We start from the raw sequence: 14401 nt of genomic DNA, 5'->3' as shown, positions 1-14401 counted from the left end.
TCGCAGTATTGTCGAGCGCAGGCAGTTTTCGTACAAAGCCTGATCATTCCTCCCAAGCGGCAATCATATCGCGCTCTTCATCGCTCATGTTGGTCATATTGCCTAACGGCATATAGCGGCTGGTCACTACCTGCTGAATTTGTGCCTTTTGCCCGAGGATTTCATCCCAGCTATCGAAAGCAATCCCCGCGGGCGGTGCTGAAAAACCAGCATGCTCAGGGTTGCGAGCATGACACTGAACACAGTGCTGCTCAATCAAACCGGTGATTTGCGCCTGATCCGGCCCTTGCGCGCCGTCATTACCACTAGGCGACGATGAACTTGGTGCGGCCACCCAAAACGCTAACAGAATAAGCCCTACCCCAACGGCGGGATACGCTGGCTGGGTTTTGCCTGCATGCATCAACACAAAGAATTGACGGATTAAAGCACCGGCAAAGATCAACAGCACCATCACCACCCAGGCAAGCTCGTGGGAGTAGATAAAGGAGTAGTGATTACTCACCATCAACAACACGACCGGTAGCGTGAAGTAGGTATTATGCACCGAGCGCTGCTTGCCGCGTTTGCCATCCAAAGGATTGGGGGCATCGCCCGCCTTCATGGCTTTTACCATGCGGCGCTGGCCGGGAATGATCCAGAAGAAGACATTGGCTGACATTGCCGTCGCCATCACCGCACCGGTGAGCAGGAAGGCGGCGCGACCGGTGAACATCTGCGTGCTGAGGTAGGCAACGACCACCATCATTACAGCAACAGCGACACTGAGCAGGCCGTCGCGATCCATATTGGGGCTAATGCGCTTACACAGCTCGTTATAAACGACCCAGCCGCCCAGCAAAAATGCCAGCGCCAGCACGTTGGCCTGCCAGCCCGTCATGTTGGCTGCCCACTCCCAGGGACTATTGGGGTTTACCAGATAGAAGCCTGGATTGACCATGTAGAGAATCACAAACAGCGCAAAGCCGGAAAGCCAGGTGGTGTAAGCTTTCCAGAATGACCAGTGCAGATCATTGGGTAACTTGGCAGGTGCGGTAGCGTACTTCTGGTTGTGGTAAAAACCACCACCATGCACCGACCACATTTCGCCAAACACACCCTTCTGGCGGTCTTCCTCAGCTTTCGGTGTGCGCAGGCTATTATCCAGCATTACAAAATAGATCGACTCGCCGATCCAGGCGATGGCCGCAATCACATGCACCCAGCGCAGCAGCAAATTAACAAAATCGATTAGATACGCTTGCATAACGGAAGTCCCTTATCAGCTACCGCGGTAAGTTGAGTAGCCATAAGGCGAGAGAAGTAGCGGCACATGGTAGTGCTGGCTGGCATCCGCAACGCCAAAGCGCAGCGGGATAACATCTAGAAAGCGCGGCTCGGCCGCTTCAACGCCTTGGGCACGCAGGTAGTCACCGGCATGGAACACCAGTTCGTACTCGCCTGGCGTGAGCGCATCACCTTCTAAAATGGGCGCATCGCAACGCCCGTCACTGTTGGTGATCACGGTACTCAGATGCTGGCGCTCACTGCCGGCAAGGCGAAACACCTCAATGGTAATCTCCTGACCGGGCTGACCTTTGGCGGTATCCAGTACGTGGGTGGTTAAACGTCCCATAGCCGCTCCTTGTTGATTATTGATGACGTTACTTGACCTATTGGTCAAAGAGTACCGTTACTGATATTTATTGTATACAGTAATTCCAACCCTGCACGTTTAGATCCACGTTTGCTTTGAATCACGTATGTTGTAAAAAACTACACCGCTTAGGAGAGTTCCAGTGCCCACACCGCAACCGTTACTGCTTTCACCCGCGCCTAGCAAGTGCAGCCTTGAAATGCTGACTCATCACTATGGGGATGTTTATGAGCACTCCCCCTGGGTGGCTGAAGCTGCCTGGCAGCACGGCCTGACTGAAGCCCATGATACACCCGACGCACTGGCCGAGCTGATGGGGCTTATGTTGCAGCAGGCGAGCAACGAACATCAAATTAAGGTGATTCAGGCGCACCCTGACCTGGCAGGCAAAGCCGCTATGGCAGGTGAATTAACCCAAGACTCAACCAGCGAACAAGCAGGTGCGGGGCTTGATCAGTGCAGCCCTGAGGAGTTTGCGCGCTTTGAATACCTTAATGTGGCGTACAAGGAGAAGTTTGGCTTTCCGTTTGTGATTGCCGTTAAAGGGCTGGATCGACATGCCATATTAGCAGCCTTCGAGGAGCGCCTGAACAACGATGCGGCTACCGAGCGCCAAACGGCGATTGAGCAAATTATTCGCATTGCGCGCTTTCGGTTAAGGGCGCGGGCCGAGCAATAAAACGAAGCGTTGAAGACTATTCGTTGACCGGGCTATTGCATTTATTTCTTGTATACACGTTTATTAGCTAATGGATGCAAGAAGAAAACAATGTCACCCACAGCGAATAAAGGCTCTCTATGTCCACACCGCCCGATGCCAAAACGCGGCCTTCGCGTACCATTAATCAAAACCCCGATGCGATGCCGCCGTTATCAAAAGCGATCCCGCTAGGCCTCCAGCACATCATGGCCATGTTCGCTGGCAACGTGACACCGCCGATTATTATTGCTGGTGTGATCGGCGCTAACCCGGCGGAACAGATCTTTTTAATTCAGGTGGCATTGTTTGTTGCGGGGGTATCCACGCTGGTACAAACCATCGGCATCGGCCCGATAGGCGCACGCCTACCGATTGTGCAGGGCACTAGCTTTGGCTTCTTGCCGGTGGCGCTACCGCTGGCGAAAGCGTTTGGCCTGCCCGCCGTTCTGGGCGCTTCCTTTGTAGCAGGGCTGCTGCAATTTGTGCTCGGCGCGTTTTTAAAGAAGATTCGCCACTGGTTCTCTCCAGTAGTCACCGGCATTGTGGTGCTATTGATCGGGATTACATTGATGCCGGCCGGCCTCAATTACGCCGCGGGCGGTGTGGGGGCGGATGACTTTGCATCACCCAGCAACTTGTTGCTGGCGCTCTTTGTACTCAGCATGACGATTGCCGTTCATCAATATGGGCGGGGCTTTATCAAAGCGTCCTCTATTCTATTTGGCTTATTGGCTGGCTACATAGTAGCCATTGCCCTTGGAATAGTTGATTTTACGTCACTGAGTAACGCTGCCTGGTTTGCATTCCCCAAGCCGCTGGAATACGGCATGACGTTTTCAGGCACCGCAATCATTGGCATGACGCTGATTATGTTCGTGGTCGGGTTAGAAACGATCGGCAATATCTCTGCAATTACGACCACAGGGGCTGGCCGCCCGGCGCAGGATCGCGAGCTTTCCGGCGGAGTGATGGCCGATGGTGTAGCCACTTCCTTGGCAGCGGTTTTCAATACCCTGCCCAACACCGCTTACGCTCAAAATGTTGGTTTGATTACCCTCACCGGCGTGGTGAGTCGCCACGTGGTTACCATCGGTGGGTTGCTATTAATCGCCATGGGCCTATTTCCCAAGCTGGGAGGACTGGTGGCCGCCATGCCGCCTGCGGTTCTTGGCGGTGCGGGCGTCGTCATGATCGCATCGGCGGGTCTTAAAATTATCAAAGAGTGCGAGCTGGATCAGCGCAACATGCTGATAATTGCCGTCTCGCTAAGCCTGGGTATCGGTCTGCCAGCCGTCGAGGAGATTTCAGAAACCATGCCGGGGCAGCTAGGGCTGCTGCTTAAGTCGGGCTTAGTGCCTGCCGCCCTCGCCGCTTTATTACTAGACGCCATTTTACCAGGCAAACCTGACAGACGTGCCAAACTGGCCAAGGCCGAAGCGGAGTATCAAAACCGTTAATCATGCGCTGATGAGCGGGTGCAAATAAAAACGCCGCACCCTCGGGGCGCGGCGTTTTAAAGCGGTGGTACAGTTAAATTACTGCTTGGCGGTCTCTACCGCTTTCTTAGTGGTCTCTTCTGCCATGTTTTGGCTGTCTTGAGCGAAGCTTTGGCCGATGGAAGTTACTTTTTCCGTGTCGCCCTTCACTCGTTCCATAAATTCGCCAGCCGTTTTTTGCTGGGTTTCCATGGCTTTTTTGAAGCTGTCGGGGTCTTTGACATCAAGCCAAGTGCGCGCTTGCGCAATCGCCATGTCCGAGTAGGCACGGGCTGCATCTAACTGTGCACTCACCAGCTGATCATAGTAATCGAGCGCTGTCAGCGTGTAAGAACGCATCGGTGAAACAAAAACGGAATCAAACTGCTGCGTGGTTTTCTCAGTCGCTTTGTTCATAATAGTACCTCCAAGAGTGAGCTAGCACATAAACACGCCTTGATTAGGCGGTTCTTAGCCAGGCTTTTGCCTCTGCTGTCCTTAAAGCTAGCAGTGCTTTTTGTGCAGCGCAACATGATTTTTCCTCATGCTGCGCCTGCTCACTCACAAATAGTTAGAACGGCTGACAGCAGCCTGCTACTAGCGGTTACCGAACAAGTGCTTACGCGCCTGCTCATCCATTTCCACGCCGGCTTGGGGATTGACGTCTTCGACCAATGCATAAGCTCGGCGTACGGCCGGGCGTGCTTTGATCATGTCAAACCAGCGCTCCAAGTCAGGAAATTCTTCCAAGGTTTGACGCTGTTTTTCCCAGGGAACAATCCAGGGATAGATCGCCATGTCAGCAATCGAGTAGTCATCGCCACCGACATAAGTGTGATGCGCCAGGCGTTGGTCTAGCACGCTATAAAGCCGATTGGTTTCGCGCACGTAGCGCTCAATGGCGTAATCGATCTTTTGCGGCGCATAGTGGCAAAAGTGATGGTTTTGGCCTGCCATGGGCCCTAGCCCACCCATTTGCCAGTGCAACCACTGCAATACGATATAGCGCTCGCGGCCTGCAGAGGGTAAGAAGAGGCCACTCTTATCGGCCAGGTACTCGAGGATAGCGCCCGACTCAAACATCGATAGCGGCTGGCCACCATCCTGCGGGGAGTGATCGACAATGGCAGGAATTCGGTTATTGGGGGCGATAGTGAGAAATTCAGGATCAAACTGCTCGCCTCGGCCAATGTTAATCGGCTTCACTCGGTACGCCAGATTGGCTTCTTCGAGCATGATGGAGATTTTATGGCCGTTAGGTGTTGTCCAATAATACAGGTCAATCATTGCCATCTCCTTGATGAAAACCTTGATTCACTCGCAATGAGCCACCAAGCTTTCAAAATTTATCGGGCGGTACCTTAGCGTACCGCCCTATTAGTCATATCGCGCCGTTGGCGTTATATATCGCGTACGGTCAGGGCATTACTGGCAGCCCCATTGTGCACGTTGAGCATACGCTTGAACCACTCATCCACCGGGTCGCCAGGCTCTACTACCGCCTGTGTCGATACAACGTGAGCCCACATCATACTGCCAAACAGCAGGTAATCTGAGCCGCTGGGTGCGTCACCGTCTAAAAAAGCGCTCTCCCGCAGCAGGTCACGTACCGGTGCCAGCGCCTGCTTGAGCTGCTGCTTACCCTGCTCGGGCTGATGGAACTCTTCCAGCGTGCAACCAAACCGCGCTTCGCGTGTTTCGCGGAAATAGCTACGGTCGTCTGGGTGGACGGCTGCAAATAAATCCATGGCGATAATGCGGAATAGCGCAGGGTTTACGCTGCGCTCAACAAAGTATTTGAACAGTAATACCCGCTGATAGCTGACGCCCTCACCCAACACGGGTGCCTCGGGATACGCCTTATCCAGGTAGCGCATAATCTCGAAACTGTCGGTAACGACCTGATCACCGTCGCACAGCACCGGTACTTTGTCGTAGTCGGCAAACGCCAGCGCTTTCTTATCGAGGAATCGCCACGCTACGAAGGTGAATTCCAGCCCTTTGTGGGCGAGTGCCATACGTACGCGCCAGCAGTAAGGTGAGAAGCGGAGCCGTTCGTCCCGGCCGCACAGATCATAAAGAGTCATTGCCACTGCCATAACCTCCGTGTGGTTGATCATAGTGAGTACACAGCATTTCAGCCGATAACAATGAGCGTAAGCCAACTACGACGCAACTAGCGAGTTCTGTACTCATCCTTTCGCTGGCAACTGTACTGTCTATTAGTCTAATGACTCAGCGCCTTTAGACTTACCCCCGACTACCAAAAAACCATTTAAAAACATATATATAAGAAAATAAAAGCCGTGCAACACCAGCTATCAAACAAGCACTTAAGTGGTAAGACCAATTTTCCAATGTAGTCATATGATTAGCCTAATCGTATCTTTCACCTACACCCGACTGGCGGTACGACTGCCAGACGGTTATTGCGGAGCATACCAAATCAATAACAAGGGGCAGTTCCTTCCATGAATGAAACGATACTTGCACTTCTGGCCTTCCTGCCGCTGTTGCTGGCCGGTATTTTGCTCATAGGGTTTAAAATACCTGCCAAGATAGCGATGCCGATTGTTTTCCTGACCGCGGCCATCATTGGCTTAACCGCTTGGGATATGTCCTTTAGCCGCGTGGCGGCGTCGACCATTCAAGGCCTGATTCAAACTGCGGGTCTCCTATGGATCATCTTTGGCGCCATACTGCTGCTTAATACGCTTAAGCACTCCGGCGGTATTACGGCTATCCGTAATGGTTTTTCAGGCATTAGCCCCGACCGCCGCGTACAGGCGTTGATTGTTGCCTGGCTGTTCGGCTGTTTTATCGAAGGGGCCTCAGGCTTCGGTACGCCCGCCGCGGTAGCTGCACCGCTAATGGTCGCTCTTGGCTTCCCGGCGCTTGCTGCTGTGGTCGTGGGTATGATGATTCAATCAACGCCGGTCTCGTTTGGCGCGGTGGGCACGCCTATTGTGGTCGGCGTGGGCAGCGGCCTGGATCGTGCAGGTATTAGCGCCGAACTCGACTCGGTAGGCTCCAGCTGGGATGTGTTCTTCCAGCTAGTCACCAGCGAAGTGGCGATTACTCACGGTATCGTGGGCATTTTGATGCCGCTAATTCTCGTCACGGTGATGGTGCGCTTCTTCGGTGCCAACCGCTCCTGGAAAGAGGGGCTATCGATTACCCCTTTCGCCATTTTTACCGGCGTTTGCTTCGTGGTGCCTTACATGCTGGTAGGCGTACTACTGGGCCCTGAGTTCCCGTCAATGATCGGTGCCATGGTCGGCTTGGCGATTGTGGTACCTGCCGCCAAACGTGGTTTCCTGTTGCCTAAAGACACCTGGGACTTCCCCGAGTCTTCCTCTTGGCCAGACGAGTGGATCGGCAACCTGCAAATCAAACTTGATGACGTTGTCGGCAGAGCGCCAATGTCCACCTTTAAAGGCTGGGTACCCTATGTACTTCTCGCTCTGTTCCTGGTGGCCTCTCGCACCATCGAGCCGCTGCGTAACGCCCTGACCTCCATTAACCTCAGTTGGAACAATATCCTTGGTGAAGCGGGTGTCAGTGGTGGTGTTCAGCCGCTCTACCTGCCGGGCGGTATTATTATTGCCGTGGTGATTGCCACTTACTTCTTACATCGCATGAACCCGCAAAAGATTAGCGCGGCGGTGTCTGAATCAACCAAAACGATTTTTGGTGCTGGCTTCGTGTTGATCTTTACCGTGCCAATGGTGCGCATCCTGATCAACTCTGGCGTTAACGGTGCGGACCTTGTCTCAATGCCGGTGATGATGGCCCAGGCGGTGGCCAGTAGCGTAGGCGGCATTTACCCCTTCTTTGCCCCAGCGGTAGGAGCGCTGGGCGCCTTTATTGCAGGTTCCAACACGGTATCCAATCTAATGCTGGCGGAGTTCCAGTTTAGTGTTGCTGAAACCCTGGGCCTCTCTACGGCCATGATGGTAGCGCTGCAGGCCGTGGGTGCGGCGGCAGGTAATATGATTGCCATCCATAACGTGGTTGCGGCGTCAGCAACGGTCGGGCTGTTAGGCCGTGAAGGCGCCACGCTGCGTAAGACGATTCTGCCCACCATCTACTACCTCATCTTTGCCGGTACCATCGCACTGATTGCGTTCTACGTTATTGGCGTCACGGACCCATTGATGTGATGTAGTGGTCGTATACGCTACGCTAGAAACACAAACCCCCAGGCCTAAACCTGGGGGTTTTGTCGTTTTGGTGAGATCAATCTAGCCAGCTAGCGTCAGTCTATTCGCTTTAGCTCCTGGCTGTGGCGTTTACCGCGCTCGACATAGCCCTGGGCATTCTTTTTCATACCCGCAACGGCCTCATCAGAAAGCTCCCGCACCACCCTGGCAGGCGAGCCAACGATTAACGAGTTAGGCGGAAACACCGCGCCCTCCTTAATAAAGGCACCGGCACCCACCAGGCTATTCTCACCAATCACCGCGCCATTGAGTACTACCGCCTGTATACCGATTAAGCAGCCATCGCCTACGGTGCAGCCATGCAGCATAGCCTGATGCCCGACCGTCACCCCTTTGCCTACTTTAAGCGGAAAGCCTGGGTCAGCATGGAGAACCGCACCATCCTGAATATTACTCTCTTCGCCTATTTCAAGATGATCGCTATCGCCGCGCAACACGGCCTGATACCAGACGCTTGAATGTGCTTTTAAGGTCACTTGGCCGATAACATCCGCCGTTTCCGCGATGTAGACCTCGTCCTGAATATCAGGCCGATACTCACCGTATTGATAAATGGCCACATTGATCTCCTGGGTTGTTGTTGATGTATTAATGATTGAACTACTGCCAATCTTCAAGTCGCATGGAGGAGCGTTCTAGCCGTTCGTGCTCCTCTTCTAAATCACGCAGCAGTTGGCTAATGCTGGAGAGGTGCTCTAGTGCCACCTGTTCTGCCTGCTCCGCCTCGCCGTTGACTACGGCCTCATGCAACTGCGCATGCTGCTGATTGATCATCGTCCTGGGGGCTGGCAAGTGATAAAGGTGCTTGACCGAGGCAAACACCGAGCTGAGCAGTAAATCGGTCAGGCTCTGCAGTGTATGCACCAACACCGGGTTGTGGGACGCCTGGGAGACCGCCAGGTGAAAGGCGTGATCAAGTCGCGCTAGACGCTCGACATCAATGCTTTCTGCACTTTCCGCGTAGTCGGCCATTTCGCGATAGCGTCGAGTGATCAGCACCCGATCGGCGGATGTGCCGCGGCTCGCGGCTAACCGCGCCGACTCCCCTTCCAGCAGGGCGCGCACTTCTAACAGATCAAACAGCGTGCGCGGGTGATCTTTAAACAGATGCATCAATGGGCTTTGGTTACCCACCGGCAACAGCGTCGCGACCGTCGAGCCGTGGCCCTGGCGGGTATCGATAATTCCTTTACTGCGCAGAATTCTCAACCCCTCACGCAGCGAAGCACGTGAGACGCCCAGCCGATCACACAGCCGCCTCTCAGAAGGAAGCAGTTGGCCGGGCCGAAAAACGCCATCAAGAATTAAATGCTCAAGCCGGGTAGCCACCTGATCCGGCATTCGCAGCCCGGGTGACAAGGCTTGATTCTCCTCTGGCATGTTAGCTCTCCTGATGGGCTTTATGTCCAGCTTGCCAGTACTTAACCCAGTACTAAACAAAGAAGACAACACAGTCGACTAATTACTGGTCAGACCAATGCACCACAGCCTAGACAGGCGGGTAAAAAAAGCCCAAATTGAGGCCATGTTATCTACAGACCGTTTTAGCATTTACCTTTAACGATAATAAGCATGGGATGTCTTAATGAATATCCTCTTTGATGAGCGCCTGGACGGTGCACTGGTTCGGCGCGATAAAAGCGAAGTCTTAACCGACCTGCAGCAAGCCGTTCCTGATATGACGCTGCTGCATCGCGAAGAAGACCTGCGCCCCTTTGAGTGCGATGGGCTGGCGGCCTATCGCGTGCTGCCGATGCTGGTGGCGCTGCCTGAAACCTTTGATCAGGTGAAAGAGCTGCTCAAGCGCTGCCATGCGCTTGGCGTGCCTGTGGTCACTCGCGGCGCGGGTACTGGACTTTCCGGCGGTGCACTGCCGCTGGAACAGGGCGTACTTTTAGTAATGTCGCGTTTTAACCAAATTCTCAAAGTCGACCCTGAAGCCCGCTTGGCGCGGGTTCAACCCGGCGTGCGCAATCTGGCGATTTCCGAAGCCGCTGCGCCTTATGGCCTTTACTACGCGCCGGATCCCTCCTCTCAAATTGCCTGCTCTATCGGTGGTAACGTGGCCGAAAACGCTGGCGGCGTACACTGCTTAAAATATGGCCTAACGGTGCATAACGTGATGCGCGTGGATGTGCTCACAATCGAGGGCGAGCACATGACGCTGGGCGCTGAATCTTTTGATGCGCCAGGCTTTGATCTGCTGGCATTGATGAACGGCTCTGAGGGCATGCTCGGCGTGGTCACCGAAATTACCGTCAAGCTACTGCCCAAGCCGGAAGCCGCCAAAGTACTGATGGCCAGCTTCGACGATGTCGAGAAAGCCGGTCGCGCCGTCGGCGATATCATTGCCGCAGGCATTATTCCTGGTGGCCTGGAGATGATGGACAAACTCGCCATCAAAGCCGCCGAGGATTTTGTCAAAGCTGGCTACCCCCTCGATGCCGAGGCGATTCTACTCTGCGAACTGGATGGCGTTGAAGCCGACGTGGACGACGACTGCGACACCGTTCGCCGCGTACTGGAAGCCGCCGGGGCCACCAATATCCAACAGGCCCGGGATGAAGCCGAGCGCGCCAAGTTCTGGGCTGGGCGTAAGAATGCCTTCCCTGCAGTGGGCCGTATGTCACCGGATTACTACTGCATGGATGGCACCATCCCCCGCCGAGAGCTCCCCCGCGTGCTGAAAGGCATTGCCGCACTTTCAGAAGAGAGTGGCCTGGCGGTGGCCAACGTGTTCCACGCCGGCGATGGCAATATGCACCCGCTGATCCTGTTTGATGCCAATAAAGAAGGCCAGTTGGCGCTTGCCGAAGAGGTGGGCGGCAAGATTCTTGAGCTATGCGTGGCCGCGGGCGGTTCGATCACCGGCGAACATGGCGTTGGGCGCGAAAAGATCAATCAAATGTGCAGCCAATTCCAGGCGGATGAAATCAGCGTTTTTCATGCCTTGAAGGCTGCCTTTGATCCACAGCGACTGCTTAACCCCGGAAAGAATATTCCGACGCTGGCCCGCTGCGCCGAGTTTGGTGCTATGCATGTGCATAATAACGAACTACCGCATCCGGAGCTACCGCGCTTCTAGCAGCGAGCCAAGCCGAAGCTAAGACAATAATTAGCCAAAACGAATAATGGAAAAGACCAATAGTGGGAAAGACCATGACCGAACGAGCGATTGCTGACCGCGATATCGCTGATGCCCTGTGTGAACAGGTACGCAGCGCCTATGACGCACGCACACCGCTTCGCATTGTAGGCGGAGATACCCGCGCCTTTTATGGCCGACCGGTGGAAGGCCAAGCACTGCAGATGGCCGAACATAGTGGCATTGTGAGCTATGACCCAGTGGAACTGGTAGTGACCGTGCGCGCTGGCACTCGGCTTAGCGACCTGCAGGAAGTACTGGCAGAGAAACACCAAATGCTGGGCTTTGAGCCGCCCATGTTTGGTGAAGCGTCTACCATTGGTGGTGCCGTGGCCACCGGCCTCTCTGGCCCACGCCGTCCCTGGGCAGGCGCAGTCCGTGACTTTGTGCTGGGCACGCGAATAATCACCCAAGAGGGTAAACTCCTCCGCTTTGGCGGCGAAGTGATGAAAAATGTCGCCGGTTACGACCTGTCGCGCCTGATGGCAGGCGCTCAGGGCACGCTCGGCGTATTGACCGACATCTCCTTTAAAGTGCTGCCTATTCCCACCGCGACTCACAGCCTGCGCTTAACCATTGGGCTGGATGAGGCGCTTAAAAAACTCGCCGAACTGGGCCGAAAACCGCTACCGATTACCGCCGCCGCTTGGCACCACGGCGAACTGTTTTTGCGCTTGGAAGGCGGCAAAAGCTCTGTGGCCGCAACCCAGGCAAGTCTAGGTGGCGAGCCACTTGATGCCAACTTCTGGCAAGAACTACGCGACCATACTCACGCATTTTTCACCTGTAGCGCCGACCAATCGCTGTGGCGGCTGTCACTACCGCCCAACACCGCGCCGCTGGCGCTGGATATTCCCGAGGCCGATATTTTTTACGACTGGGCGGGCAGCCAGCGCTGGCTGAAAACCACCTTGGATGCCAGTACCCTGCGCGATGCCTGTAGCGCAGTAGGCGGCCACGCCACTTGCTACACACCTCAGCTCCAGGGCGGCGCCGCAGATCCATTCACACCGCTCAATGCAGTGGTGGAGAAATATCATCGCAATCTAAAGGCGGAGCTGGATGCCCATGGCATTTTTAACCCCGGTCGTCTTTATGCGGCGTTTTAATCAGGAGAGCTGACATGCAGACGCACTTTACCGATGCCGACCTTCAGAAGCCGCATATTCAAGAAGCAGATCGCATACTGCGCACCTGCGTGCACTGCGGTTTTTGTAACGCCACCTGCCCGACGTACCAGTTGTTAGGCGATGAGCGCGATAGCCCTCGTGGGCGTATCTATCTAATGAAAGAGCTGCTGGAGAGCCGCGACGATGACGATCAGGTAACCGATGAGACGCGCCTTCATCTTGATCGCTGCCTTACCTGTCTTAACTGTGAAACCACCTGCCCTTCCGGCGTGGAGTACCACAAGCTGCTCAACATTGGCCGTGCCGAAATTGAGCGGCGCGTTCCTCGCCCGGCAGGTGAGCGGGCCCAGCGCTATGCGCTGCGAAAAATGATGGTCGAGCCCAAACGTTTCCAAGCGCTGCTAAAGCTGGGGCAAACCTTTAAACCACTGGTGCCTAGCAAGCTGCGTAATAAAATGCCCGCAGCGCCGATAGATGCAGGCGCACGCCCGGATGCCAACCGCCATACCCGGCGGGTATTGATACTGGAAGGCTGCGTTCAGCCGGGGCTATCACCCAATACCAATGCTGCCACCACGCGGATTCTTGATCGGCTTGGTATAAGCGTAACGCCGGTGGCTGAAGCGGGCTGCTGTGGCGCCGTTGATTTCCACCTTAATGCCCAGAACGATGGCCGTGCACGCATGCGCGCCAATATTGATGCCTGGTGGCCGTACATTGAGCAAGGCACCGAAGCCATCGTTCAAACCGCCAGTGGCTGCGGCGCCTTTGTCAAAGAGTATGGTTACATGCTCAAGGATGACCCTGACTACGCCGTTAAAGCGCAAAAGGTGAGCACTCTAGCCAAAGATATTGTCGAAATCCTGCGAGATGAGCCGCTGGACGCCTTGAACGTTAACGCATCGCAACGACTGGCGTTCCACTGCCCCTGTACGCTGCAGCATGCCCAAAAACTTAACGGTGCGGTCGAAGGCGTGCTGGGCAAGCTTGGCTTCGCGCTAACCCCGGTGCAGGATGCGCATCTTTGCTGCGGTTCGGCGGGTACCTATTCGATCACCCAACCCGAACTGGCCACCCAACTGCGCGACAATAAGCTCAATGCGCTGGAGGCCGGAGACCCAGAGATGATCGTGACGGCTAATATCGGTTGCCAAACCCACTTGGCGGGCGCCAATCGCACTCCGGTACGCCACTGGGTTGAGATCGTCGATGCAGCGCTCACTTAACGCTTCACCACTAACCCTTAACCCCAAGCCGCGCAGGTTTTAACAGCGCGGCTATTTTCACTCCTCCCTTAACAAGGATTCAAACATGCAAACAAAAGCCATTCTCGCTCAGAGCGATGTGATCAACGTACTCGACGCCGCTCAGAAAGAGGCTGACAGCAACAGCTGGCCGGTGACCATCGCAGTAACCGACGACGGCGGCCACCTGTTAGCGCTGCGGCGTTTGGATGGCGCAGCCCCTTTCAGCGCCGAAGTCGCTACGCAAAAAGCGCGCAGTGCGGCGCTAGGTCGTAAAGAGACCCAGGTGTTTGAAGAGATGATTAATGGCGGCCGCACTGCGTTCGTCACCGCACCGCTGCAAGGCCTGCTTTCAGGTGGCGTGCCGATTACTGTTGACGGTCATGTGGTAGGTGCCGTGGGCATTTCCGGCGTAAAACCCGACCAGGATGTGCAGGTTGCCAAAGCAGGCGTTGCCGCGATTACGGGCTAACAGCTGCAACTTAAGATGCAGACAATCGAGTAGGAAGGGGAGTCGCCTCCCCTGTCCTCTCACACCACCGGGCATACGGTTCCGTACCACGGCGGTTCATGCAGAACGTTTAAGCCATCTTACCGTATCCAGTACCGAGATCAGTCCCTGGTCATAAAACCATTTCCTCGGCAGGGCCTGATTCATGTGCGAAGCCCCGGCATTCCACCAGGGGCCTCGACCGTTCCCCGCCGATTTCCAGGCGCGGTGCCCGTCTAGGCCTAGCCCTCGCAGCTTCCGACGCCGAGTCGATGGGCGTTTCCATTGTCGCCAGATCAGGCCGCGTAAGCGCCGCCGTATCCATTGATCCAGTGCTTCCAAGGGGCGTTTCACATCA

General features: G+C 55.1%; 15 protein-coding genes. 7 read left to right on the top strand and 8 right to left on the bottom strand.

Annotated elements, in window-relative coordinates; translation table 11 throughout:
• Window positions 1-43: 43 nt before the first annotated feature.
• Together HALA3H3_RS14125 and uraH are read right to left on the bottom strand one after the other, a co-directional pair.
• Window positions 44-1246 (bottom strand): urate hydroxylase PuuD, encoded by a 1203-nt coding sequence (locus tag HALA3H3_RS14125; protein ID WP_022522244.1) that lies wholly within the window; start codon window positions 1244-1246, stop codon window positions 44-46.
• 15 nt (window positions 1247-1261) lie between these two features.
• Window positions 1262-1615, bottom strand: coding sequence for a hydroxyisourate hydrolase (uraH, locus tag HALA3H3_RS14120; protein WP_022522243.1), 354 nt, complete (start codon window positions 1613-1615; stop codon window positions 1262-1264).
• Between the two features lie 163 nt (window positions 1616-1778).
• Here uraH and uraD point away from each other — a divergent pair, with 163 nt between their 5' ends.
• Window positions 1779-2315, top strand: a complete 537-nt coding sequence (gene uraD / locus HALA3H3_RS14115; RefSeq protein ID WP_022522242.1) for a 2-oxo-4-hydroxy-4-carboxy-5-ureidoimidazoline decarboxylase — start codon at window positions 1779-1781, stop codon at window positions 2313-2315.
• A 119-nt stretch (window positions 2316-2434) separates the two neighbouring features.
• A complete protein-coding gene (locus HALA3H3_RS14110) occupies window positions 2435-3793 on the top strand; it encodes a uracil-xanthine permease family protein (RefSeq protein WP_022522241.1) in 1359 nt (452 codons plus the stop codon).
• A gap of 78 nt (window positions 3794-3871) precedes the next feature.
• On the opposite strand, the gene HALA3H3_RS14105 is transcribed toward HALA3H3_RS14110, so the two are convergent.
• The 3 genes from HALA3H3_RS14105 to HALA3H3_RS14095 form a co-directional block, all read right to left on the bottom strand.
• Window positions 3872-4228 carry a phasin family protein gene (locus tag HALA3H3_RS14105; protein ID WP_022522240.1) on the bottom strand — a complete coding sequence of 119 codons (357 nt, stop codon included), beginning with the start codon at window positions 4226-4228 and terminating at the stop codon, window positions 3872-3874.
• Between the two features lie 180 nt (window positions 4229-4408).
• On the bottom strand, window positions 4409-5098 hold the full coding sequence (locus tag HALA3H3_RS14100) for a glutathione binding-like protein (RefSeq protein WP_022522239.1): 690 nt from the start codon (window positions 5096-5098) through the stop codon (window positions 4409-4411).
• A 113-nt stretch (window positions 5099-5211) separates the two neighbouring features.
• On the bottom strand, window positions 5212-5904 hold the full coding sequence (locus HALA3H3_RS14095) for a glutathione S-transferase family protein (protein ID WP_053857200.1): 693 nt from the start codon (window positions 5902-5904) through the stop codon (window positions 5212-5214).
• A 378-nt stretch (window positions 5905-6282) separates the two neighbouring features.
• On the opposite strand from HALA3H3_RS14095, the gene HALA3H3_RS14090 reads away from it, so the two are divergent.
• On the top strand, window positions 6283-7974 hold the full coding sequence (locus tag HALA3H3_RS14090; protein ID WP_022522237.1) for an L-lactate permease: 1692 nt from the start codon (window positions 6283-6285) through the stop codon (window positions 7972-7974).
• Window positions 7975-8069: 95 nt separating this feature from the next.
• On the opposite strand, the gene HALA3H3_RS14085 is transcribed toward HALA3H3_RS14090, so the two are convergent.
• Window positions 8070-8594, bottom strand: a complete 525-nt coding sequence (locus tag HALA3H3_RS14085) for a gamma carbonic anhydrase family protein (protein ID WP_022522236.1) — start codon at window positions 8592-8594, stop codon at window positions 8070-8072.
• 40 nt (window positions 8595-8634) lie between these two features.
• A complete protein-coding gene (gene glcC, locus HALA3H3_RS14080) occupies window positions 8635-9414 on the bottom strand; it encodes a transcriptional regulator GlcC (RefSeq protein WP_022522235.1) in 780 nt (259 codons plus the stop codon).
• Between the two features lie 205 nt (window positions 9415-9619).
• On the opposite strand from glcC, the gene glcD reads away from it, so the two are divergent.
• From glcD to HALA3H3_RS14060, 4 genes are all read left to right on the top strand, one after another.
• On the top strand, window positions 9620-11119 hold the full coding sequence (glcD, locus tag HALA3H3_RS14075; RefSeq protein WP_022522234.1) for a glycolate oxidase subunit GlcD: 1500 nt from the start codon (window positions 9620-9622) through the stop codon (window positions 11117-11119).
• A 74-nt stretch (window positions 11120-11193) separates the two neighbouring features.
• Window positions 11194-12288 (top strand): glycolate oxidase subunit GlcE, encoded by a 1095-nt coding sequence (glcE, locus tag HALA3H3_RS14070; RefSeq protein ID WP_022522233.1) that lies wholly within the window; start codon window positions 11194-11196, stop codon window positions 12286-12288.
• A gap of 14 nt (window positions 12289-12302) precedes the next feature.
• Window positions 12303-13535, top strand: coding sequence for a glycolate oxidase subunit GlcF (glcF, locus tag HALA3H3_RS14065; protein WP_022522232.1), 1233 nt, complete (start codon window positions 12303-12305; stop codon window positions 13533-13535).
• An 85-nt stretch (window positions 13536-13620) separates the two neighbouring features.
• Window positions 13621-14025: a heme-binding protein gene (locus HALA3H3_RS14060; RefSeq protein WP_022522231.1), complete on the top strand. Its 405-nt coding sequence runs from the start codon at window positions 13621-13623 to the stop codon at window positions 14023-14025.
• A 96-nt stretch (window positions 14026-14121) separates the two neighbouring features.
• On the opposite strand, the gene HALA3H3_RS26180 is transcribed toward HALA3H3_RS14060, so the two are convergent.
• On the bottom strand, window positions 14122-14401 hold a 280-nt coding region (locus HALA3H3_RS26180), incomplete at its 5' end, for a group II intron maturase-specific domain-containing protein (RefSeq protein ID WP_272946850.1).

The sequence above is a fragment of the Halomonas sp. A3H3 genome (assembly GCF_000982975.1).
GTDB lineage: Bacteria > Pseudomonadota > Gammaproteobacteria > Pseudomonadales > Halomonadaceae > Vreelandella > Vreelandella titanicae.
This window is presented reverse-complemented; position numbering and strand designations above follow the sequence as displayed.